Raw genomic sequence first — 22,452 nt, 5'->3', positions numbered from 1 at the left:
TTAAGGAGGTGATCCAGCCGCAGGTTCCCCTACGGCTACCTTGTTACGACTTCACCCCAGTCATCGACCACACCGTGGTAAGCGCCCCCTTTCGTTAGGCTACCTACTTCTGGTGCAATAGACTCCCATGGTGTGACGGGCGGTGTGTACAAGGCCCGGGAACGTATTCACCGCAGCATTCTGATCTGCGATTACTAGCGATTCCGACTTCATGGAGTCGAGTTGCAGACTCCAATCCGGACTACGATAGGCTTTTTGAGATTCGCATCACATCGCTGTGTAGCTGCCCTCTGTACCTACCATTGTAGCACGTGTGTAGCCCTGGTCGTAAGGGCCATGATGACTTGACGTCGTCCCCGCCTTCCTCCAGTTTGTCACTGGCAGTCTCCTTACAGTTCTCGGCTCTACCCGCTAGCAAGTAAGGATAAGGGTTGCGCTCGTTGCGGGACTTAACCCAACATCTCACGACACGAGCTGACGACAGCCATGCAGCACCTGTATGTGAATTCCCGAAGGCACTCCCACATCTCTGTAGGATTCTCACTATGTCAAGACCAGGTAAGGTTCTTCGCGTTGCATCGAATTAAACCACATGCTCCACCGCTTGTGCGGGCCCCCGTCAATTCATTTGAGTTTTAACCTTGCGGCCGTACTCCCCAGGCGGTCTACTTATCGCGTTAGCTGCGCCACTAAAGCTTCATGAGCTCCAACGGCTAGTAGACATCGTTTACGGCGTGGACTACCAGGGTATCTAATCCTGTTTGCTACCCACGCTTTCGGGTCTGAGTGTCAGTATTGTGCCAGAAAGCTGCCTTCGCCATCGGTATTCCTCCAGATCTCTACGCATTTCACCGCTACACCTGGAATTCTACTTCCCTCTCATATACTCTAGTTCACCAGTATCATATGCTGTTCCTAGGTTAAGCCCAGGGCTTTCACATATGACTTAGTGCACCACCTGCACCCGCTTTACGCCCAGTAATTCCGATTAACGCTCGCACCCTCTGTATTACCGCGGCTGCTGGCACAGAGTTAGCCGGTGCTTATTCTGCAGGTAACGTCACTACTAGCCCGTTTCTTGACTAGCTCTTCCTCCCTGCTTAAAGTGCTTTACAATCTTATGACCTTCTTCACACACGCGGCATGGCTGGATCAGGGTTGCCCCCATTGTCCAATATTCCCCACTGCTGCCTCCCGTAGGAGTCCGGACCGTGTCTCAGTTCCGGTGTGACTGATCATCCTCTAAGACCAGTTATAGATCGTCGCCATGGTGAGCCTTTACCTCACCATCTAGCTAATCTAATTTAGGCACATCTTATAGCGAAAGCTCTCGCCTCCTTTCTCCCGTAGGACGTATGCGGTATTAATTCGAGTTTCCCCGAGCTATCCCCCTCTATAAGGCAGTTTCCTAAATGTTACTCACCCGTTCGCCACTATTTCCCCTAGCAAGCTAGGTTCCATCGTTCGACTTGCATGTGTTAAGCCTGCCGCCAGCGTTCAATCTGAGCCATGATCAAACTCTTCAGTTTAATCTTCTCGCTCATTCCCACTGTTCGCTTAAATGAATCAACTTTAAGTTTTTTTCACTCAGTTCATCGTTAAGTCCTATTGTACTCTTCGATTTATAACAGCAGAAATGCTTCTTTACTTCATTTCTTTTTGTGCCTGGGTGAAAATCCACACAAGTTGTTCTTGTGTTTCGTTGTTATTGAGTTATTCTTTGACATCATCTGTCGAAAGAGGCGCTATTTTAACATGTTTTTTGATGCTGTCAATAGCTTTTTTTCAGTTTTTTCACCGTTCGGCTTTGCTTTCAATAACTGCTTGTTTCTATTGGCTTTATTGGGTAGCTCCGTTCGGTGTGTGCGTATTATACGCTTATTTGTGCGGCGGTCAAGGGGTTTGTGAAAAAAATTTTGGATGGGCTGAAAAAATTACCGCCGCGTTGGGCGGCGGCGGTGGATTGGATGGGCGGTTCACCCGTTTATTCGGATTTACGCAAGCCTGCTTGTGCCAGTAATGCGCCTAGTGTGCCGATTTTTTGGTCAGCGCCGCGGTCAGATTTTGTGCGGTTGGACCGATTGGCGTTTTTGTGGCTAGCGGCTTTATGATTTTTGTTTTGTGATGGGTTGTTTTGTGGCTTACCATCACGTGCTTGGCGTGGTTCGCGGTTGGCGGGTCGGTGTCCGCTGTCCGCATTTGCGCTTGGGGTGCGGCGGCTTGGTTTGGCACTTTCATACACTGGCGCTTTGTCCTGCGCGTCTTTCATGCTAAAGCCGATGCGCTTGCGTGCGGTGTCTAGGCTGATGACGCGCACATTGACGATGTCACCCGGTTTGACAACGCTTAGGGGATCGCTGATAAAGCGGTTGCCCATCTCGGAGATGTGTACCAATCCATCTTGGTGTACGCCAACATCAACAAAACAGCCAAAGCTGGTCACGTTGGTGACAACCCCTTGTAAGGTCATGCCGATGGCAAGGTCATCTAGGCTATTGACGTCATCGCGAAATTGCGCGGTCTTGAATTCAGGCCGTGGGTCATGGGCAGGTTTGGCAAGCTCCTGCTTGATACTGGCAGTATCGACGGGCGCTTCGGTCTCGTTGGCGGCCAGTAGACTGACATCAAGGCGGTCAAGCGCGGCGCTGTCACCTAGCACGTCTGCTAAGCGGGTATTGCTTTGGGCAAGCCAGTCTTTGACCAAGGCATAGTTTTCAGGATGTAAGCCTGTTGCATCCAGCGGTTCATCACCGCCACGAATGCGCAAAAAGCCTGCCGCTTGTTCAAAGGTTTTCGCGCCCAGTCGCGGTACATTTTTGAGTTGTTCACGGTTGGCAAACGCGCCGTGTTCGTTACGGTAGCTGACGATTTGTTGAGCGACGTTACGGTTTAGACCTGCAATGTGCGCCAAAATCGCAGGGCTTGCGGTATTGACATCAACGCCCACGGCATTGACACAGTCTTGGGTGACTTTATCAAGGCTATCCGCCAGTTGGTTTTGATTGACATCGTGCTGGTATTGTCCCACGCCGATGGCTTTGGGTTCGACTTTGACCAGTTCAGACAATGGGTCTTGCAGACGGCGCGCAATTGACACCGCCCCCCGAATGGAGACATCAAGCTCGCCTAATTCTTGGCTGGCCAGTTCGCTTGCTGAGTACACCGACGCGCCAGCTTCATTGACCACGACAGGCACGGCAGTCAATTCAGGGTTTTGTGCCAAGACGGTTTTAATTAAGGCATCGGTTTCACGGCTGGCAGTGCCATTGCCAATGGCAATCAAATCCACGTGTTGGTCTTTGAGCAATTGCGCAATGGTGGCTTTGGCCTCATCAACTTTGTTGTCGGGCGCAAAAGGGTACACAGTTGCCACGGCAAAGCCACCATCAGCGGTTTTAGCCACATGCCCCAAGCTATCAATGACCGCCATTTTGACCCCATGACGAATGCCCGGATCAACCCCCAAAATCACGCGCTGGCCTGCAGGCGCTGCCATCAATAGGTGTTGCAAATTGTTGGCAAATACGTCGATGGCATCGGCTTCTGCGCTCAGGCGTTTTTCGGTCAAAAGGCGGTGCTCGATGTGTGGACGCCATTTGTCTTGCCACAATTTTTTGGCAACCTGAGTCAAAAATTCGCGGCGTTCGACAGGCTCGGCGTTATCAATACCAAAGTGTGCGCCAATCTCGCTGATAAAACGCTGATCAATCGCAGCTTCGTCATCAAGGTTTGCTGCACCTTTGACGGCAAGGCTTAAGACGTTGTCTTGCCGACCGCGCAGCATCGCCAGCAGGCGGTGGTTGGGCAGTTTGGTCAAGCTTTCGCTGTGGTCAAAGTAGTCTTTGTATTTTTCGCCAGCTTCGCGTTTTTCTTCACCAACCAAGTGACTGTGCACAACAGCGATACTGCCAAATTCGCCGCGCAGACGGTCAAGCAAGTCTAAGTCCTGCATCCATTCATCAAGGATAATCGCTTCAATCCCTTGGCGTTGGCGCGCATCGTCGCTAAAATCGGACGTTGGATTGGCGTTGTCGGTGTTGTCATCGGTGACAGGGGCATTTGGCGTTGGCGGCTGATAATTCGCTAGGGCATCAGCTGGGCTAATCGCGTCATGCAAAATTGCTTCAGCCACGGGCTGCAAGCCTGCTGCTTTGGCTTGGCTTGCCAATGAGCGGCGGCGCGGACGGTATGGCAAATAGATGTCTTCTAATGCCAGTTTTGATGGGGCAGCTTCGATACGCGCGCGCAAGTCGTCGGTCAGTTTGTCTTGTGATGCCAGCAGCGTCAGAATTTTTTGCCGACGCGCTGCCATGTCACGTTCAAAATTTAGTTGTTTTTCAAGCGCGCGCAACTGCACATCGTCTAGCCCTTGGGTTTGCGCCTTGCGATAACGCGCGATAAATGGCACAGTCGCCCCTTCATCGTACAAACGCGCAAATACGGCAACTTGCTTGGGCTGCAATGCCAAATTTTGCGCCAATTTGGCATAGATTGCCTGTTGGCTGGCAGCGTCTAAAGCGGCATGGGTTGGCTGATTATCTGGTGAATTGGTATCAAGCGTTGGCTGGTCGATGGTCGGTGAATTCATAAGGTCTTCGTTGGGTTGCTGTGGGTCACGCGCCCGTTTTGGTCAATCGTGGCAAGTTTGCGCATTTTGGTTGATAAAATCAGCTAAAAAACACGTTTGATTGGCGCAAGTCTTGCTCGCATTTTGACTGCTGCCTCTGCCAAAAGGCAGGGGATTGTTTGAATAGCGTGAAATGAGTATAGCAAAACTTAACGCGTCTCACAATTGCCTTATATCCACCGCTGAACGTTGCAGGTTTATACAACGCGTGATAATAAAAATTTGCCAGCCTACACCATTCCCGATATTTTTGTGGCAGATTGATGGGAGCAGGCGGTTGTGTTTTTAACAAGTCCGCGCATTGGTTTAGCAAAATCACTACAGCATAGCAGACGTTTTTTTGTTATAAGCATAGTCATCTGATAATAACTTTGCTTGCAAGACCAATTAAGGAGGCTGGCATGACCAACACCAGTGACAACCTAACCCCAACAACTGACCCCACGACCCCAGCCCATGAAACCAACGCCACGCCTGCCCATGGTGCGCATGATTTGAGTCAGCGCATTTTGGTGGTGGATGATGACGCGCGCCTACGTGCTTTGTTGCAGCGTTTTTTGGAAGATGATGGCTATATTGTGCGCACAGCGCATGATGGTAGCCAAATGGATAAGCTGCTACAACGTGAGCTGTTTTCGCTGATTGTGCTGGATTTGATGTTGCCAAATGAAGACGGCATCAGTATTTGCCAACGTTTGCGCGCTGATAACAGTGATATTCCCATCATCATGCTCACAGCCAAGGGCTCGGACGCTGATCGCATCGCAGGGCTTGAGGCAGGCGCGGACGATTATTTGCCCAAGCCATTTAACCCAAAAGAGCTGCTTGCGCGTATCAAAGCCGTGCTGCGCCGCCAAAGCCGCGAACTACCCGGAGCGCCAAGCCAGCAAATCGAGGTGGTGACGTTTGGCCCGTGGTCGCTGGATTTATCAACGCGCACCCTCAAACGCGATGGCAACGTTGTCACGCTAACAACGGGGGAATTTTCGGTTTTAAAAGCGTTGGTGCAGCATCCGCGTGAACCGCTGACGCGCGATAAGCTGATGAACCTTGCGCGTGGGCGTGAGTGGGGTGCGATGGAGCGTTCAATCGACGTGCAGGTATCGCGCCTGCGACGCTTGATTGAAGACAATCCATCACAAGCGCGCTATATCCAAACCGTGTGGGGTGTGGGTTATGTGTTTGTGCCTGATGGGGCGGCAAGTTAAGTTTTTACCAAACAAATCGCCCAAAATACATCGCCCAAAACACTATGACAAAACCGTCTTCTGCCCCAGACCACCAGCCGACAATACCCAAAGCGCATAGCAGCGACATGCCCGCCACAACGGCCGAAGTCGTCGATGAGCTATCCGACACCAAGCCTTCCACCGATACGGGTAAATCGTCACGCTGGCATTGGTTGTCGTTGGTGCGGCTGACCTCACTTGCTCCCAAATACTACGCGTATTTGTATTTGGCGTGTTTGCCGCTGTTTGCGTGGTTGTACACGTTGTTGCCGTACATCATGTTTAATCACAGCAACATGACGTTTTGGGACAACCTGTATTTTAGCGCGGTGACGATCACCACGTTGGGCTATGGCGATATCACACCGCTAAACACTTATACGCGCTTATTTGCCATGGCAGAGGCTATCTTGGGCGTGGTGCTGGTTGGGCTGTTTTTAAACGCGGTGTCGTATTCACGGCAAGAACAAGTCAAAGCCAAAATCGATGCGCTTGAGCAGCGAAAGGCGCTGGCAATGGCGTTTTCACGTTTGCGCAACCATGATGGGTTGATTGCGCTCAACATGAACATTTATCTCAACCGCGTCAATCAGCTGCTTGGTGTTGAGACACATGCCTCGCCTGTGGATATCAACCATCCGCACATCCTACCCACCTGCCGCCCGTCCAATATTCAACTAAAATCAACGGGGCTGTGGGGAATTTATGAGCCAATGCCATCGCCGTTTACGTTTTCTAGCTTAAAAAGTCTGTTTGAAGCTTCAACGCGGCTGACCGATGACCCCAGTAAGCCCAAAGTTTGGTACTATTATCAAGCGCATGATGACTTGATTGCCAGCATTGAAAACTTATTGCGTGAGGCGGATTTGTACCGCTGGCCTAAGCTTGAGATGTTGTGTACCAATTATCTAATCGATGCCAAACGCTACAGCTCAAGCAGTTATGTACTGGCGCAGCCCACATCCGAGCTACAGCTTGAGCATATTCAAGCCCAACGTCAGCGCGATATGCAGCTGATTGGGGCGCAAGAAGAACCTGTGACCCTTGCCAAAGACAACGATCTCAATCCGTATATCATCTTGTATATGGGCATTAAAACCACACTGATTTTTATTGAGGAATTTCAAAAGCGGTATCAAGAGATTATGTCATCGATGTAAGTTTTTTAAACGTTTAATCATAAAATTTACGCATAAAAAAAACGCCCCGTTTTGGCGGCTTTTTACCAAAAACATAGCAAAACAACCGACAACAAACACCAACATGAAGCCCTTGTCAATCAAGGGCTTTAGCTTTATTATGGAGATTATCGGCAACAAACGGCAACAATATTTTGCAGCACAAATGGTAGCCAAATTGGTAGCCAAGATTGGGGCATAAAAAGTGGGGTAATATGGCGGACATCACCAAAGACAGCCAAATAAAAAAGGCGATAAAAGACACTGCCCCCAACGTAACCAGCTATCACCCCATCACAGGCTATACGGGCTTACGTATACGCATACGCGGCAACTATGTGGAGTTTCAGCACCGCTATAGCCACCCCATCACAAAAAAGCGCGTACAGATGACGCTAGGCTATTACAACAAGGGCTTTAGCCTTGAGCAGGCACGCCAAGCGCACCGTGACAACACTGCCTTGCTAGCACAGCGCATAGACCCAAAGACCCAGCGTGACCAAGAGGTCATGCGCCAAGCCTTAGCCCTTAGCAATACGTTTGAAGCCGTGGCGGCTGACTGGCTAGCCGAACAAATCAACAATACCAAAAAGCCACCAAGCGCAAGCACGCTTGAGGGCTGGCAAAGCTACCTAAAAACGCTTAACGATACGTTTGGCGCGTACCCAATAGCAGATATCACACCGCCCCAGCTGGTAAAGCTATTTAAAGATATCCAAAAAAAGCATATTCACAAAGGGCAGCGCGTCAAGGGCTTAGCTAACCGTATCTTTGCCCATGCCGTGGCGTTAGGACTGACCAACCATAACCCCATAGCAGAATTGAAGGGCGCGGATGTTTTACAGACCAATCAGACCGAACACCGCCCAGCATTGCACCAGCCGCAAGACTTTGCCCTACTGCTAAAAGACATTGACGGCTTGCCAGCTGACAGACTACACCGCAAAGCCATTTTGCAATTACTGGCCCTGACGTTTGCGCGTATTGGTGACTTGTGCGCCATGAAATGGGCGGATATTGATTTTAATAACCACGTGTGGACATTCAAGCCGCAAAAAGTGGGAGGGCGTGACGATATGATGGCAAGCGTTTGCCTGCCCCTTGCACCGCAAACCATGGCGATTTTAAAGCGCGTGCATGAACTGACAGGCGGCACGGAGTATGTTTTTTACACTGGCAGAAAAGCCGCGCCACACGCTGACCCACAACAGATTAACAAAATATTGAATAGCCCAAAAATGAATAAAGCAGGCATTGGCAAGGATTATTGTGGGCGTGGTTACATGGGCGTACATTGCCCCCACGGATTTAGAGCCGCTGCCAAAACCATACTGATGGAGCGGCTAGGCTATGATGAATTGCTGACCGAATTACAATTAGGGCATAGAATGCTAAACAAATACGGCAAGGCTTATAGCCGCATGGATATGCTTAGCCAGCGCGTGGAGATGGTGACCGCGTGGGCAAACTACCTTGATGAATTAAAAAGCGGGCAAGGTTGATAACGTGATATCTTGAGCAGGCAGCAGCGCGTAAGCAATCCCATGGCTAAACGTTTGACCTAGTTTGCATGGCTCAACACACAAAAAACGGGAAAATGGGAAAACGCAAGCCCAAACCCATATGTAGCAAGGCTTATAGCGTTTCCCACCCAAAGGAAAACGGGGGAAAACGGGGGAAATTGGTGGGAAAGTAGTAGGTAACTGGTTTTGCAGTAAAAAACCTACTTTTTTACCCAATTGCTATATAAACCCTTGTTTGGTAAGGTTTTTTTGGTGAGTATATCGCCTACCTAATTGCTACCCAATTACCTATTTGCTACCCAATTACTCAAAAGAGGCGCACAACATGCTAATCCTTGAATTAACGCCCCTACAGTTAGCACAGCTTGAGCAGGAAAGCCAACAGGCAGGGGTAAGTACTCAACAATTCATTAGAGACTTGCTATTCCCACCCGTCAAAAATACCATGCTGGCACGGGTTGAGGCGTTGCCCGAACCAACCAGTTGCCCACAAGACGCGGTAGAACTTCAAAGGCAATGGCGCGATGAATGGGATTAAATTTTGGGATATTCTTTAGAAATACAGGTGACGAACCACAAAGAGGTAACAGACCATGCTAGTCATTGAATTAACGCCCCTACAGTTAGCACAGCTTGAGCAGGAAAGCCAACAGGCAGGCATGACGCTAAATAACTATGCCGTGGCTAAGTTATTTCCAAAACCGCAACAGCCAAAGCTACTAAGCGACATCGTGAAAACTATGCCAAATCGTAGTCATTTAGGTGACCCCGTGGCTATTCAACAGGAATTGCGCCGTGAATGGGATTAACTTCTTACTTGATACATGCTTTATCATCGGGCTATATAACGGGGATAACACCGTTTTGGAAGTCATCGAAGCCAAGCAAATCATGCTAACAGATTGTGCTATAAGCCCCATCAATCGCATGGAGATTTTAGGCTATCGAGGCTTGACCACCGATGATACAGCCAACCTAACGCGCTTGTTAGATAGCATGTTATCGTTGCCGATTAGCCGCCAAGTGGAAAACAAAACGATCGAGCTAAGAAAACGCCATCAAATCAAATTACCCGATAGCATTGTGTTGGCAACGGCATTAAGCCATGACGTGCAGCTATTGACGTTGGACTATGGCTTAGCGCGTAAGTACCAAGCAGAAGTAAGCGGTAATTGAGCAAATAAAAATCACGGCATACCCACCCAAATAGAGGTGACGAAACCGACAAAACTTATTTAGGACAATACTTGTCCTGACAGTTTGCAAGGCTAGGAGTAGCTACCGAACGGCGGTCAATTCCACACCATGACCGCCACGCCTTGCACCTTTTTTAATTTGGTGTGGTGAAAAGGTGTGGATTGTGGGAAAAATGGCGGACAGCCTAAGACAAAGGGCTAATGAATATATATCTTTTAAAGCTTTATTGATTAAAGTTAGTTCAGATAATCAAAAACCGCTTTATTACGTGGCGTCTTATCTACTACACCACGGACTACATGAAAATTTAGGTTGCTATACTTTAGATGCTGATTATACAGTAGTTGAAGATGACGACAGCGGGATTGAGATAATTTATAAAGCATTGAGGATTATTAAACTAAAGCTTACATATAAGAGAGATTGGATATTTACTATAGCTAATCTTGAACAATTGAAAGCGAATATCGAGCGAACTCTTGACTCATTGCTCTTAGAGACCCAATCCATTTACTTTAAAAAATCGGAAATAGCCAGTTTTGAGCCTTTAAAAGATTTATTGACTTTTGATGACCTAGAGAAAGAACCATCTAAACCAAACCCTTTTATTTTTGCGCATGACATACTTACTAACGACAATTTACCGCCCGTTACAGCTGATAAAATCGGACACGCCACCATAACCCAAACCACGCCCACCGACAGCCAGTTATCGCAACAGTTAGCAGACCAACAGGCAACCATAGACCGCCAAGCCAAACAGATAGCAGAACTTGAAGCCCAAATCATCGAGCAGCAAAAAACCATTGAGCAGCTGACCGAGCAGGCAGCCGCGCCAACCAATTACACCACGCCCGCGCTTGAAGCATTGGCGGCAGTTATTGATGAATTTTGGGTAAGTTATGACCCATCACAACCAAAAACCGCACAAAAACAAGTCTATATCAAAGCATGGATTTTAGAAAATCACCCCGATTTAAACCCCAGCATAGCGTTATGGCTGGATAAAATCGCCCGTCATCCCACAGCCAAATAAACTTTTACCGTTACGGTAATTTTTCTTTATTTTTCAATAACTTTTTTAACCATTACCCTACCGTTACGGTAACAACCATTACCCATAATGGCGTTGCCATAACGGTATGCTTGCCCCTTACCATTGCAATTAGCCACATTGGCTAACTTACCAAGAGGACTAAAAGCAATGGCTAAGAGAATACAACACACCACCGCACCAACTGACCGTAACGTCAAAGGCGCACCACTGCCCACCTTGACCGAACTGGCGGACAACCCCAAAGGCATCACCAGCCGCCACACCACCGCCAAGCTATTCAACGTGCACCCACTGACGCTTACACGTTGGACAAAGCGCGGCATATTCCCAAAGCCTATCATCATCGGCAACACGCACTTTTTTAGAAATGGCGAACTAATCGCATTTTTAGATGGCAAGCAGGCGTGAGGGGCTGGCATGAGTAACACAACAAGCCAAAAGGCGCAGATTTTAGCGTACATGATGACAGGCGCAGCCCTCACCCCCCTAGACGCGTTAGACCGTTTTGACTGCCTTGCATTGTCACAGCGTTGCGGTGACTTGCGACGCGACGGCTACCCCATTCAAAGCCAGTTTATCAAGACTGCCACAGGCAAGCGCGTTAAGCAGTATTGGCTAAGCCGTGAGTGTATCGCACAAAATGCGCCACCAAGAGATTTTGCAGAACCGAATTTTCGGCTTTGCTTTAAAATCAATGAGTTACAGGAGGCGTAACTGATGAATGCTTACCAACCACAGCGCGCTAAGATACAACGCCACAGCGGACACGCTAGGCACAAAAAAAGGGGCATCCTAAATCTAGGACACCCCAAAACGCTACCTACTCCTAAGTAAACGCAGGAATATTTTACCATGAAAAATACTCAACTTCACCGCAAGCACGGTGAAATAAAATCATTAAAACAGCCCTTGTCAGTATTGGCAGGCGTGGGCGAAAATGTAGCCCTCTCAAAACAAGTTAGCGGTAAGCCAAGCCGTTATCCATTGGCTTTTTTTGTGTCTGACAATCGGGCAGCCCCTCAAGCGGCCGATACGACAGACGCACCACGCCTAGCCCCATTCACAGGGGCAAACCGTCATTTAGATATGCTGAAACTTCAGCATATCGTCAGTTATGACGGGGTGACATTGCAAAATAAGCCAGTTTGGCGAATATGCAAGGCGGTTGCTAACTTGACCGAGAGTGAACCCCGTCACCCCATGCACTTGCATGGCGTGGCATTTACTCATAACAAGTTAGGAGGGCATAACCATGCCTAATCACACCATCAACCGCGCCAATGCCGCGCTTTATGACCACCTCACCTTGCACGCTGAACAACTAGGCTATCTTGCCACGTTGATTGACCTTGCGCGCGCTGATTTAGCAGATACACCGCCACATAGCGCGCACTGTGCAAAATCTGTGCTAGATATCGCCCATTATCTGATTTTTGATTTTGAGAACGATACCAGCCTTGCTATCGCGCGATTGGAGGGGCAGGCATGAGCAACACCGCTATAACCCCACTACCCGTGCATACGATACGCCAGCATGAGGGGCTTTACTGTCTCAATGACTTGCATAAAGCCAGTGGTGGCAATCCCAAAGATAGACCGAGCCAGTTTTTTAGAACTGACAAAGCACAAGCCTTGTTGGCAACCCTTGAAGCCGAACAGCTGGCGCAAGGTGTGCAAAAACGCGACCCTTGCATTTTACGCATAATCGGCAAAGGCAAAGAGCAAGGCACGTATGCTTGCCAAGAAATCGCTATTGCCTATGCTATGTGGATAAGCCCAACGTTTCATGTTCGCGTCATACGCGGCTTTATGACGTTGCACAGCTATACCAGCCAAATCAACACCCTTACCCATGAACTAAACGAAGTCACCGACTTGCTAAGCCGTGCAGGGCGTTTTTTATGCGTTGGCGGCAAGCAGCTAAAACCCGTCATAGAGCGCGATTTGACCCACCTTATCAACCAACAACAGCTAACCATCGAGGGGCTTTAGCCATGGGCTTACTTTTTCAATTAGACCAAATTGAGGCATACAAAAACAGCTTAGACGATATCCAAGCAGCGTTGTTGTCCTTGGCACAAACAGACGTACCGCCTCACCAATACCGAACCCTGCTACACCCCCTAGCCGACCATATGGGCAACATGCTAGCCAGCATTGACGAAGCATTAAGCCAAATTGATAAGCTGGATGACAACACCTTGCCGCAAGCGTAACAGCGTAACAGCGTAACAGCTAGAAACGCGCTAAACGGGCTACAAGGCTTGTTTAGCGTCTAGCAGTATAAAACCCTAACCTAAGTATTTACGCCCCGTATCGGGCATTTTAGAAGCATTTATGGTGAATAATTTATGAATGACCTATCTATCAATAAAAAAACCCATACCGAGGGCGGTACGGGCTTTTTGGATCTACTGGCAAGATACCAGCCTGCCAGCGATGAAATTTTACAGCGTCATGAAACAACACGAAATTTAAAAGATTTATTGAGCCATGACAATTTATTATTTGTAAATGACGCGATAACACAAAATGAGCATGACCTACCCACCGCAAACAGCGTGGCAGCCGTACTACACAATGCCAACTTTAAGCCCACCAATGCCGTCATTTACCCACTGGAAGGGCGGCAACCGTTCACGCTACACGCTGTCAAAGATGAAGCCTTTGTCATCGGCACGGGCAAAAGGTTCTTAGCGTTTGATGAGCTAGAAGCCGTTGTCATATTGGCAGATTGGTTGGCAGACAATGGGCGGCAATCAGACTTTACAATTATTGTGCCGTTTCATGCTAGGCAGCTTGAAGGCGTGGTCAAAGCGCACGCTAAGGCGCGTCATGTTGAAGTTTTTACGCTACTGGACACCGCCCGACAATATGCCAACACCTTACAAGGTGAGAACGTGACCGTTTATGGGGCAACCGATTTTTTGCCCTTGCTAATTCACGACCTTAAAGGCGATATTGACGCGCTAATCAACAATGAACAAATCCACAATGTAACAATCAGCGAATGGGGCGAACCCGAACCGCTAGACGATGACCCCAGCCAGCCCACGCGCTACCCTATCGAGGCGTGGCAAGGCATGTTGCGTGACGCGGTAGAAGCCATTGCCTACCATGCCCAAGTCCCCCATGCGGTAGCAGGCGCGGCGGTATTGGGCGCATTAGCCACGATTGTGCAACGCCAAGCGGACGCGCCCTATCATGAAGGCGGACACATGCCAGCGGCATTATTTTTATTGACTGAATACCCCAGTGGCGAGGGTAAAACCATGGCAAATGACCTTGCCTATCAGAGTATTGATATCTACCAACAAAAACAAGACGAAAACCACCGCATTAAACTTGCCGAATGGAAAGCCGAAAAAGCCGCCACCAAGCGAAGCGAACTTGAGGCATTTTTAATCAGCAACCCCGAACCCAACGAAACAACCTTAACCGTTGGCAATGCCACCTTGCAGGGAATTTTAGACAATCTACTGATCAATCCACAAAAAGGTATTACATGGAAAACCGCGGATTGTGGGCAGTTTTTTGGCGGCTACAGTCTGAAATCCGAAAACATCAAAGAAGCCATTGCCAGCCTTAGCGATATTTGGAGTAAGGGCAAATTTGACCGCGTATTATCGCCACGCGCCAAACATGCCATTGAGCAAAAACGCGCGTATGGCGTTCGGTTTAGCGTGGATTTGGCAGGGCAGCACGACATCATTAAGCCCGCGCTAGATGATGACCTAATGAACAATCAAGGCTTTTTGCCACGTTTCTTATTTGCATTCCCACCCGTAATTGACAAAGTGGTCAATACACCCGAGCGCATGAACAATACCAGCAACCATGATCCGCGCTTAATCAAGTTTTGGGATGAATGCCGATACTTGCTAGACCCATCACCCAACGGTAAGCAGGAAAATGACCAACAACCAAACAGCCAAACGACTGACGAACGCGTCAAAATTGGTTTTGCCGATCAAGCAGCGCGGCAAGCCCTAGCAGACTACAAGCAATCGGCACAAGACCGTAAAAAGACCGTATTTAGCAAATACACCGCGTATGCCAGCCGATTGGCGGAAAACGCCAGCCGCATTGCTACCTTGATGGCGTTTTTTGAGGGGAGAACCTCACTGACGGTTAATGATATCCACCGCGCCAGCCTATTGACTGAATACAGCATAACCGAGCGGTTACGGTATGACGAAGCCCCACCCGTAGGCGGCAGCAACAGCAAAAAGCTGATTGATTGGATGGTTAAACGGTGCAAACAGCAGCAGACCGACCGACTAAGTTATGCCGAGGTGCAAAGCTATGTAAGCAGCCGAGCGTTACGACGTAAGCCCGAATTTGAATTAGCCTTAGCCGTGCTAGTGGACAAGCAACACGCCAAGACCATTACACAAGGCGAAAGCCGTTTGATACAAGTCAATCCTACCTTGCTAAAATAGTGTTTAGTTTAAAAAGCGTGCAAACCGTGCAAACGTGCAAATAAGCTATGCCAACCCTTGGCTGGTAAGGCTTTCAGCGTTTGCACGGTTTTTTACAGGTTGTGCAAACGGTGCAAATAGCGTGCAAATAGCACCGAACCGCACCAGTCGTTTGATACAAGTCAATCCTACCTTGCTAAAATAGTGTTTAGTTTAAAAAGCGTGCAAACCGTGCAAACGTGCAAATAAGCTATGCCAACCCTTGGCTGGTAAGGCTTTCAGCGTTTGCACGGTTTTTTACAGGTTGTGCAAACGGTGCAAATAGCGTGCAAATAGCACCGAACCGCACCAGCCGTTCGCACCGTACTAGCAGCAAGCCTAGCAAAATAGCAGACCCTAGCAAAGCCTTGCTACAGCAACAACCCTTGCCATACAAGGCTTACAAGCCAAAAATAGCAGAATAGCAGCTTTTTGGCATATAAACTTAATCAAGCTATTTTGCCGCTGGCAAGACCGACCGCCCCAGCCGTTTGCACACCGTTTGCACCATTTGCACATTGGGGTAAATAGCGTGCAAGTGTGCTAAGCCTTGATAGATAAGGCTTTCAAACTACCGTTTGCACGTTTGCACCATTTGCACGCATTTCAAGATAAATAAGCAGGCTGGCAAGACCGACCGCCCCAGCCGTTTGCACACCGTTTGCACCGTTTAGAGGCATTGAGTAATACTAGCCTTATATGATATCATGGCATGATATCACTTTATGCCGCTAAAGCTATTCATGAAAAAAAAGCACCTCAAGACGCTAGACGCGATATTCAAAAATCCGATATCAGCAAATATTAAATTTAAAGACATTGAGGGCTTACTACAGGCATTGGGTGCAGATATCCAAGAGCGTGAGGGGTCACGCATAGCCGTTGTGCTAGATGGGCAAGTTAGAGTATTTCACCGCCCACACCCTAGCCCAAATACCGACAAAGGCGCGGTCATGAGCGTAAGAAAGTGGCTTGAGCAGCTAGGTTATGAACCAACCGAGGCAACCAACAATGAATGACGTGATGATGATTGACAACCACCAAGCAAAAATCAGCTATGACCCCGACATCAATATGTTTAGGGGTGAGTTTATCGGCTTAAATGGTGGCGCGGATTTTTATAGCGACAGCGTGGCAGGTTTAGAGCGTGAGGGTAAATTATCCTTGCAAATGTTTTTGAGCGTATGCCAAGAACAAGGCATTGACCCATATTTGCGTTATTCGGGTAAGTTTGTAACCCGTGTACCTAAAGAACTTCATCAACGCATTGCTATCGAGGCGCAAGCACAGGGCAAGAGCATTAACCAATGGATAACGGAAGCCCTTAGCCGTGAAGTGGGCTTAGACGCGCTGGCGTGATTGGCTGTTTTCCCTTTTTATTCCCAATTTTCCCACACTTTCCTAGCTAGGGAAAATCGCCAAACCTATACGGGGCAAGGCTTAGTGGACTTACTTTCCCATTTTCCCGATTTTTACAAGTTTACCCAAGCAAAATACTTATTACACAAAGGTAAAACCGAACCGCGCCAGCCGTTTGAGATATACGCATTTTTGCGCACATTAAAACCAAAACGGTTTAGCCGCTGGCAAGACCGAACCGCGCTAGCCGCTATTGCATACGACACAAGCAGCAAATTCTTAGGGAAATCTTAGGGTAGCCTTTTTTAGCCGTGGGCATGTGTGAAGCGCGTTTGCAAAACAATCCGATGTAACCCAGTAGCAACCCCTCACCCCACGGGGTAGGATAAAAGTTTAGCCAATGCCGCTAGATGACCGCGCCCTGACCTAAATTTTCACAACCGCGAAATTAAAAAATCAGCCTTTTTGATTTAACAGATAATTAATAAATATTTATCCATAGCATTTAGCCATACACCCCACCACCAACTGAACAAATGGGGTTGCTCAAAGTTGAGCAGGGCATTTAGCCATACACACCACCACCAACCCTAACCGTAATCTTACCGTATGCAAGCAATTCGCATTTAGCCATACACCCCACCACCAACACACCAGCCAAGCCCCCGTAACGCACTACAGACGCGCTACACGCTGATTTATTGTGCCGCTGATATCATCAATCAGCCGCCCGTTACTATTATCAAATGTTATGGTTTTAGCCGCTGGCGTGGAAGCAAAACGCCCGATTTTTGACCATGACAAGCCCCCATCTTTGGGGCAAAACAATATAGCCGCCATTGTGGAAGCAGCACAGGAAGTAGGAAGCAAAACGCGGTCAAAGTAGAGTCGCTGACGCACACCCACATGCCATTCAAGCCTAAGTGCAATTAGGCGTTATAGGGCATTCACAGACGCGCTACACGCTGATTTATTGCCTTATCTGTATCATCACACCAGCCACACACTACCACGCCTTAGCAAGCGTCATAGAGCCGCTAACGTGGGAACAAACGCGGAAACACAGGGAACAAAACGCCCGATTTTTAGCCATGAGAAAAACCCAATTATGGGCAAAACAATATAGCCGCTAACGTGGGAACAACCCGTCACGATGGGAACACAGGGAACAAAACGCGGTCAAAAACTTGAAAAAACTTGAAAAAACTTGTCAAAACTTGACAAACACACCTAAGCCAACAATCAGACGTTGGCTTGTGGGTTGGTGTTCGTATCACCTAAGCCGCTGGTGAGTCGCCAGTGAGTGCTTAACAAACTAGACAAACAAGCGTTTGAGCAGCTAGCCAAGGAAGTTTTGGCAAAGGTTTAATTTGGTGCATGAGTAGAACACTTGGTGCGTGATGATTTATAGCGGCTATAGCAGTTTGCTGGCAAATCTAAAGCAGCATGAGCGGCAAAAAAAGTAGCGAACTTGGCTACCAGTCTAAAAAATATTTTTGCCCAAAATCTAGGGGGTAGGCTGTTCAATTGGTAGCCAAAGTGGTAGCCAAAATTGACCCTAAAAAAATAAAAGCTATATATATCAATAGTTTTGCCTAACAAAAAACGCCCCGTTTTGGAGCGTTTTTGTACCATTTAAACCAACGATTAATGGTTAAATTGATTAGACGTATTTTTATGACCGCCTGCTTTAAGCGCGTTTTCACCCGAGAAAATCTCTTTGTGGTCATCGCCAAGGTCAGAACCTGCCATCGCTTGGTGCTTGACCGCCGCCACGCCTTCGCGGATTTCTTTACGCTGTACCTCTTCAACGTATGCCAACATACCTTTGTCGCCGAAGTAACCTTTTGCCAACTGGTGCGTGCTCAAGGCAGCGGTGTGGAAGGTTGGCAAGGTGATCAGGTGGTGGAACACGCAGGCTTCGCGTGAGGCATCGGCTTGGAAGGTACGGGCTTTTTCGTCCGCTGCTTTGTCAAGCTCAGTGCCGTCATAATCCGCTGACATCAAGTTGTTCAAGTCATACGCTGACACGTCTTTGCCTTGTTTTTGCCAATCTGCAATCACCTGCTTGCGGAAGTTTAGCGTCCAGTTGAATGATGGGCTGTTGTTGTAGACCAGTTTGGCATCTGGTACTTGCGCCACAATGCGGTCGGTCATGGATTTGATATGGGCAACGTCAGGCGTTGGGGTTTCAATCCATAGCAAGTCTGCACCGTTTTTCAGCGCGGTCACGCAGTCAAGCACCACGCGGTCGATATTCGTGCCTTCGCGGAATGAGTACAGGCCGTTGGGCATACGTACTGGGCGTACCAATTTGCCTTGACGTTTGAGCAACACGTCGTTTTCGTCGGCTTCGCTGATGTCGATTTCTTCAACTTCTAAGAAGTCAAGGTATTGCGCGGCCAAGTCACCTGGTTCGCGTGATACGGGCAGTTTTTGGGTCAAAGACGCGCCTTCTGAGTCGGTACGCGCAACGATAACGCCATCATCAACGCCCAATTCCAAAAACGCATAGCGAACGGCATTGAGTTTGGCGATAAAGTCTTCATGGGGGACGGTGACCTTACCGTCTTGGTGGCCGCATTGCTTGGCATCAGATACCTGGTTTTCGATTTGAATGGCGCACGCGCCTGCTTCAATGATTTTTTTGGCAAGCAAATAGGTGGCTTCTTCGTTACCAAACCCTGCGTCGATATCGGCAATGATTGGCACAACATGCGATTCAAAGTTATTGATTTTATCCAAAATCGCTTGCGTGTCTTGGCCTGCGTCTTGCGCGGCTTTTAATTCACGGAAGTAGTCATTTAATACTTTGGCATCGGCTTGACGCAAAAAGGTGTAAATTTCTTCAATCAATGCAGGTACGGCGGTTTTTTCATGCATGGATTGGTCAGGCAAAGGGCCAAACTCTGAGCGCAAGGCGGCAACCATCCAACCTGATAAATAGATGTATTTGCGCTCGGTCGTGCCAAAGTATTTTTTGACCGCATACATGGTTTGCTGACCGATAAAGCCATGCCACGCGCCAAGTGATTGGGTGTATTTACTTTTGTCGGCATCATAGGCGGCCATGTCGCGACGCATGATGTCAGCGGTATATTTGGCAATATCTAAGCCTGTACGAAAACGGTTTTGAACGATCAAACGTGCCGCGTCATTGGCGTCGATATTTTGCCAGTTTGAATATTTTTGTTTTAGTGCCTTGATATGCTCAACGGCGGATACATAATTGGTCATGCGTTACTCCTTTACTATTGCTTTTCCACGGTGGTCAAATTTGATTACTGTTTAAATTAAGTCGATGGTAAAACGCTTAAGAACCCTGCGCCCTGCCCAACGTCTATTTACCCAATCTAACACACTTGCTAGACTAAAACTAACCCAACCGTCACACCGATGGTGACTGCTGGGTCAGCGGCTTGGTATGGGTTTACAATAACAAGGCTGGGATAATTTAGCCAATTTATGTTTCTTATGTTTGGCATTTTTAAAAATTATAGTATAATTAAATCAAGGGATTTGGTGGCAAAAAAAGGTTTGCAGTACGGTGCTGCCAAGCAATTGGTTAAGGATAAAGGTGTAACATGAATTTACAACGCGTCGATTTAAACCTACTGGTCTATCTAGATGTGCTACTGCGTGAAAAAAACGTCACGCGCGCATCCGAGCAGTTGGGCATCACCCAGCCTGCCATGAGTAACATTTTGCGCCGCCTGCGCAAGCTGTTTAACGATCCGTTGTTGATTCGCTCATCTGAAGGCATGACCCCGACCGAGCGCGCGCTTGAGCTGCAGCCGCGTGTGCGTGAGCTGCTGTCAGACTTGACGCACTTGCTTGAGCCGCGCACCGAGTTTCGCCCTTACACCTCCAACCGCGTGTTTCGTATCATGGCATCAGATTATGCGGAGGCGACGCTTGTGCCGCGGTTGGTCAAAACCCTGCGCAGTGAAGCGCCCAATGTGGTGCTGGATTTTCTCACGCCATCAGATGTGTCTTACCGCGATATGGAGCAAGGCCGCGTGGATTTGGCGATTAACCGCTTTAATGAAATCCCACAGAGCTTTCACCAAGTGTTGGTATGGCGCGATACGTTTAGCTGCCTGCTGTCCGCGGATAGCCCGTATGTGCACCGTTTTAACCTCAAAAACTACCTCAAGGCGCAGCATGTGTGGGTATCCAAAACGGGCATGGGTGTAGGCTTCGGGGTCAATCCCGACAAATCGGGCGGCTTAGGCTCCATTGACGCAGCGCTGCAACGCTTGGGGCAAAAACGCCATATCAGCGTGTTTACGCGGCATTACCAAATGCCTGCCATGTTGGTGGCCAATCGCGATTTAATCGCTACCTTGCCGACACGGGTCGCGCGGATGCAAGCCAACAACGCGGATATTGTGATTAAAGAACCGCCGTTTTTTATCCCCGAATTTGAGCTGACCATGGCGTGGTCGCCGCTGCTACAGCACCACCCTGCCCACCGCTGGCTGCGTCAGCTGATTTTGCACGTTGCACGCCAACTTATCAATGAAGAAAAACAAATCGCGCCCATTCAAGACGCGCTGTTTGATGGCTCATTGCATACCCAAGCGCTTGAACTAGAAGAAATCGATCCCGACCGCCGCTGATACCAAGCTGTCAGCACACACGGCGCACGGTGACTTGATAGGCATCAAGCCCCATGTGACCGTAGTCGCCTGCTGCGCTGACTGCACCTTCCACACACACGGGGAAGGTTTTGACTGTGCTGGTCTGCCCCAACTGTGCGGCATAATCTGCCAACGCGTGTTCAGGATCAAAGACATGATAGCGCGCGTTGCCTGTGTCAAGCTCGGCTTGTTCCAGCGTTTGATGGTACAGCCCTGTTAGCCGTGTCAAGCCATCGCTGGTCAGCGGTGCGCTATTAACAGTCGCAGGCGCGGCAAACGCCAACGGTTTGGCGGCATAATTGGGCGTATCAAGCAGTGCCAAGCGGTGCCCCATTTGGCTGGGAGGGTGGTTATTTAGCAAAATACCTGCCTGCGCAATGGCGCGCCCCACCAGCATCACCGCAGCAATCAACAGCAACAAACCAACCAGCGCCGATAACAGCCCACCTTTAAAATGGTCACGTGGTTCATGCGTGTCTAAATACCCAACTGACGGGGGCAAATCATGCCCGTTCAAAGCGTGATGAGCGTGAGTGACGGATTGCTGAACTGCCATAAGATTTTCCTATTATTTAACATAGAGACCTTTGCACAAACCAGCGACCATCTCTCGACACCAATTTCAAACTCAACTAAAAACTGGAATTGGTGTTAAACAAGTGAAGAAAGTCACCGAATTGGCATAAAAGCCTCCTAAATTGCAGTAAATTAACATCTATTGGCTAGTTTTGCCAACCAACAGACACAATAACCCTAGGCGAGTCCGTATTTTCGCTTCAAACCTAGGGCGGTTTTTAAATTATGCACAATGCTAGCAAGCAAGGTACTGGTATGAAATTGCATTAACCCAAGGTGACGAGCCTTATTCATGCCATAATGCAGTTTAAAATGCCCAAATACTCGCTCAACGGTGTTTCTAGTTTGGCTCTTTTGGGTATTGGTATGTTTCTGCTCTTTAGTAAGTGGTGTATTACGCCATGCCCTATCATGGATATGATTGTTGATAGGCGGTTCATGCTCGGCAAGATAGTCGTCATGGGCTTGGCTTTTATACGCACTGTCGGCGTAAACGGCAGATTCATCACCTGTTAAAAGCGTGGTAAAACATTGTGAATCATGGACATTAGCAGGGGTGGTTTGAATCTTTTTGACAAAGCTGTCTTCATCACAGTTAAGATG

General features: G+C 48.5%; 21 protein-coding genes and 1 rRNA gene. 17 read left to right on the top strand and 5 right to left on the bottom strand.

Annotated elements, in window-relative coordinates:
* Window position 1 precedes the first annotated feature (1 nt).
* Window positions 2-1,529: ribosomal RNA gene (locus tag AC5L4R_RS09365) — 16S ribosomal RNA — on the bottom strand.
* A 455-nt stretch (window positions 1,530-1,984) separates the two neighbouring features.
* Complete coding sequence (locus AC5L4R_RS09360) at window positions 1,985-4,588, bottom strand: helix-hairpin-helix domain-containing protein (RefSeq protein ID WP_494473669.1); 2,604 nt, start codon at window positions 4,586-4,588, stop codon at window positions 1,985-1,987.
* Window positions 4,589-5,028: 440 nt separating this feature from the next.
* On the opposite strand from AC5L4R_RS09360, the gene ompR reads away from it, so the two are divergent.
* The 16 genes from ompR to AC5L4R_RS09280 all read left to right on the top strand — a co-directional run bounded on the left by ompR (window position 5,029) and on the right by AC5L4R_RS09280 (window position 16,630).
* On the top strand, window positions 5,029-5,835 hold the full coding sequence (gene ompR / locus AC5L4R_RS09355) for an osmolarity response regulator transcription factor OmpR (protein WP_494473668.1): 807 nt from the start codon (window positions 5,029-5,031) through the stop codon (window positions 5,833-5,835).
* A gap of 107 nt (window positions 5,836-5,942) precedes the next feature.
* Complete coding sequence (locus AC5L4R_RS09350; protein WP_494473667.1) at window positions 5,943-7,016, top strand: potassium channel family protein; 1,074 nt, start codon at window positions 5,943-5,945, stop codon at window positions 7,014-7,016.
* Window positions 7,017-7,249: 233 nt separating this feature from the next.
* Window positions 7,250-8,536 carry a tyrosine-type recombinase/integrase gene (locus AC5L4R_RS09345; protein WP_494473666.1) on the top strand — a complete coding sequence of 429 codons (1,287 nt, stop codon included), beginning with the start codon at window positions 7,250-7,252 and terminating at the stop codon, window positions 8,534-8,536.
* A 346-nt stretch (window positions 8,537-8,882) separates the two neighbouring features.
* Window positions 8,883-9,095 (top strand): hypothetical protein, encoded by a 213-nt coding sequence (locus tag AC5L4R_RS09340; protein WP_494473665.1) that lies wholly within the window; start codon window positions 8,883-8,885, stop codon window positions 9,093-9,095.
* A 55-nt stretch (window positions 9,096-9,150) separates the two neighbouring features.
* The gene (locus AC5L4R_RS09335; protein WP_494473664.1) at window positions 9,151-9,366 is read left to right on the top strand and encodes a hypothetical protein; all 216 of its coding nucleotides are present in this window, start codon (window positions 9,151-9,153) and stop codon (window positions 9,364-9,366) included.
* The gene (locus AC5L4R_RS09330; RefSeq protein WP_494473663.1) at window positions 9,353-9,733 is read left to right on the top strand and encodes a PIN domain-containing protein; all 381 of its coding nucleotides are present in this window, start codon (window positions 9,353-9,355) and stop codon (window positions 9,731-9,733) included. The genes AC5L4R_RS09335 and AC5L4R_RS09330 overlap by 14 nt, the downstream gene beginning before the upstream one ends.
* A 184-nt stretch (window positions 9,734-9,917) precedes the next feature.
* On the top strand, window positions 9,918-10,790 hold the full coding sequence (locus AC5L4R_RS09325; RefSeq protein ID WP_395144605.1) for a tol-pal system YbgF family protein: 873 nt from the start codon (window positions 9,918-9,920) through the stop codon (window positions 10,788-10,790).
* Between the two features lie 168 nt (window positions 10,791-10,958).
* On the top strand, window positions 10,959-11,219 hold the full coding sequence (locus tag AC5L4R_RS09320) for a helix-turn-helix transcriptional regulator (protein ID WP_494473662.1): 261 nt from the start codon (window positions 10,959-10,961) through the stop codon (window positions 11,217-11,219).
* 9 nt (window positions 11,220-11,228) lie between these two features.
* A complete protein-coding gene (locus AC5L4R_RS09315) occupies window positions 11,229-11,525 on the top strand; it encodes a helix-turn-helix domain-containing protein (protein WP_494473661.1) in 297 nt (98 codons plus the stop codon).
* 138 nt (window positions 11,526-11,663) lie between these two features.
* Window positions 11,664-12,071, top strand: coding sequence for a hypothetical protein (locus AC5L4R_RS09310; RefSeq protein WP_494473660.1), 408 nt, complete (start codon window positions 11,664-11,666; stop codon window positions 12,069-12,071).
* A complete protein-coding gene (locus tag AC5L4R_RS09305) occupies window positions 12,064-12,300 on the top strand; it encodes a hypothetical protein (RefSeq protein WP_494473659.1) in 237 nt (78 codons plus the stop codon). Before AC5L4R_RS09310 ends, AC5L4R_RS09305 begins: the two co-directional genes overlap by 8 nt.
* Window positions 12,297-12,803 (top strand): KilA-N domain-containing protein, encoded by a 507-nt coding sequence (locus tag AC5L4R_RS09300; protein ID WP_494473658.1) that lies wholly within the window; start codon window positions 12,297-12,299, stop codon window positions 12,801-12,803. The genes AC5L4R_RS09305 and AC5L4R_RS09300 overlap by 4 nt, the downstream gene beginning before the upstream one ends.
* A 2-nt stretch (window positions 12,804-12,805) precedes the next feature.
* Window positions 12,806-13,027, top strand: coding sequence for a hypothetical protein (locus tag AC5L4R_RS09295; protein ID WP_494473657.1), 222 nt, complete (start codon window positions 12,806-12,808; stop codon window positions 13,025-13,027).
* 135 nt (window positions 13,028-13,162) lie between these two features.
* Window positions 13,163-15,253, top strand: a complete 2,091-nt coding sequence (locus AC5L4R_RS09290) for a DUF3987 domain-containing protein (protein ID WP_494473656.1) — start codon at window positions 13,163-13,165, stop codon at window positions 15,251-15,253.
* A 761-nt stretch (window positions 15,254-16,014) separates the two neighbouring features.
* A complete protein-coding gene (locus tag AC5L4R_RS09285; RefSeq protein ID WP_494473655.1) occupies window positions 16,015-16,290 on the top strand; it encodes a type II toxin-antitoxin system HicA family toxin in 276 nt (91 codons plus the stop codon).
* The gene (locus AC5L4R_RS09280) at window positions 16,259-16,630 is read left to right on the top strand and encodes a type II toxin-antitoxin system HicB family antitoxin (RefSeq protein ID WP_494473654.1); all 372 of its coding nucleotides are present in this window, start codon (window positions 16,259-16,261) and stop codon (window positions 16,628-16,630) included. The genes AC5L4R_RS09285 and AC5L4R_RS09280 overlap by 32 nt, the downstream gene beginning before the upstream one ends.
* Before the next feature lie 1,647 nt (window positions 16,631-18,277).
* On the opposite strand, the gene AC5L4R_RS09275 is transcribed toward AC5L4R_RS09280, so the two are convergent.
* Window positions 18,278-19,867, bottom strand: coding sequence for an isocitrate lyase (locus AC5L4R_RS09275; RefSeq protein WP_494473653.1), 1,590 nt, complete (start codon window positions 19,865-19,867; stop codon window positions 18,278-18,280).
* A gap of 347 nt (window positions 19,868-20,214) precedes the next feature.
* Here AC5L4R_RS09275 and AC5L4R_RS09270 point away from each other — a divergent pair, with 347 nt between their 5' ends.
* On the top strand, window positions 20,215-21,252 hold the full coding sequence (locus AC5L4R_RS09270) for a LysR family transcriptional regulator (protein WP_067059331.1): 1,038 nt from the start codon (window positions 20,215-20,217) through the stop codon (window positions 21,250-21,252).
* 10 nt (window positions 21,253-21,262) lie between these two features.
* Here the strand turns inward: AC5L4R_RS09270 and AC5L4R_RS09265 are convergent, their stop codons facing one another.
* Both AC5L4R_RS09265 and AC5L4R_RS09260 read right to left on the bottom strand, forming a co-directional pair.
* Complete coding sequence (locus AC5L4R_RS09265; protein ID WP_494473652.1) at window positions 21,263-21,829, bottom strand: hypothetical protein; 567 nt, start codon at window positions 21,827-21,829, stop codon at window positions 21,263-21,265.
* A gap of 197 nt (window positions 21,830-22,026) precedes the next feature.
* On the bottom strand, window positions 22,027-22,452 hold a 426-nt coding region (locus tag AC5L4R_RS09260; RefSeq protein WP_494478047.1), incomplete at its 5' end, for a transposase.

The sequence above is a fragment of the Faucicola sp. SE7633 genome, assembly GCF_059264685.1.
This window is presented reverse-complemented; position numbering and strand designations above follow the sequence as displayed.

What these genes read in the sequence shown, in the direction of transcription:
- AC5L4R_RS09360 (WP_494473669.1), bottom strand. Translation starts at nt 4,588, where the DNA reads ATGAATTCACCGACCATCGACCAGCCAACGCTTGATACCAATTCACCA.
- ompR (WP_494473668.1), top strand. Translation starts at nt 5,029, where the DNA reads ATGACCAACACCAGTGACAACCTAACCCCAACAACTGACCCCACGACC.
- AC5L4R_RS09350 (WP_494473667.1), top strand. Translation starts at nt 5,943, where the DNA reads ATGCCCGCCACAACGGCCGAAGTCGTCGATGAGCTATCCGACACCAAG.
- AC5L4R_RS09345 (WP_494473666.1), top strand. Translation starts at nt 7,250, where the DNA reads ATGGCGGACATCACCAAAGACAGCCAAATAAAAAAGGCGATAAAAGAC.
- AC5L4R_RS09340 (WP_494473665.1), top strand. Translation starts at nt 8,883, where the DNA reads ATGCTAATCCTTGAATTAACGCCCCTACAGTTAGCACAGCTTGAGCAG.
- AC5L4R_RS09335 (WP_494473664.1), top strand. Translation starts at nt 9,151, where the DNA reads ATGCTAGTCATTGAATTAACGCCCCTACAGTTAGCACAGCTTGAGCAG.
- AC5L4R_RS09320 (WP_494473662.1), top strand. Translation starts at nt 10,959, where the DNA reads ATGGCTAAGAGAATACAACACACCACCGCACCAACTGACCGTAACGTC.
- AC5L4R_RS09315 (WP_494473661.1), top strand. Translation starts at nt 11,229, where the DNA reads ATGAGTAACACAACAAGCCAAAAGGCGCAGATTTTAGCGTACATGATG.
- AC5L4R_RS09310 (WP_494473660.1), top strand. Translation starts at nt 11,664, where the DNA reads ATGAAAAATACTCAACTTCACCGCAAGCACGGTGAAATAAAATCATTA.
- AC5L4R_RS09305 (WP_494473659.1), top strand. Translation starts at nt 12,064, where the DNA reads ATGCCTAATCACACCATCAACCGCGCCAATGCCGCGCTTTATGACCAC.
- AC5L4R_RS09300 (WP_494473658.1), top strand. Translation starts at nt 12,297, where the DNA reads ATGAGCAACACCGCTATAACCCCACTACCCGTGCATACGATACGCCAG.
- AC5L4R_RS09295 (WP_494473657.1), top strand. Translation starts at nt 12,806, where the DNA reads ATGGGCTTACTTTTTCAATTAGACCAAATTGAGGCATACAAAAACAGC.
- AC5L4R_RS09290 (WP_494473656.1), top strand. Translation starts at nt 13,163, where the DNA reads ATGAATGACCTATCTATCAATAAAAAAACCCATACCGAGGGCGGTACG.
- AC5L4R_RS09285 (WP_494473655.1), top strand. Translation starts at nt 16,015, where the DNA reads ATGAAAAAAAAGCACCTCAAGACGCTAGACGCGATATTCAAAAATCCG.
- AC5L4R_RS09280 (WP_494473654.1), top strand. Translation starts at nt 16,259, where the DNA reads ATGAACCAACCGAGGCAACCAACAATGAATGACGTGATGATGATTGAC.
- AC5L4R_RS09275 (WP_494473653.1), bottom strand. Translation starts at nt 19,867, where the DNA reads ATGACCAATTATGTATCCGCCGTTGAGCATATCAAGGCACTAAAACAA.
- AC5L4R_RS09270 (WP_067059331.1), top strand. Translation starts at nt 20,215, where the DNA reads ATGAATTTACAACGCGTCGATTTAAACCTACTGGTCTATCTAGATGTG.
- AC5L4R_RS09265 (WP_494473652.1), bottom strand. Translation starts at nt 21,829, where the DNA reads ATGGCAGTTCAGCAATCCGTCACTCACGCTCATCACGCTTTGAACGGG.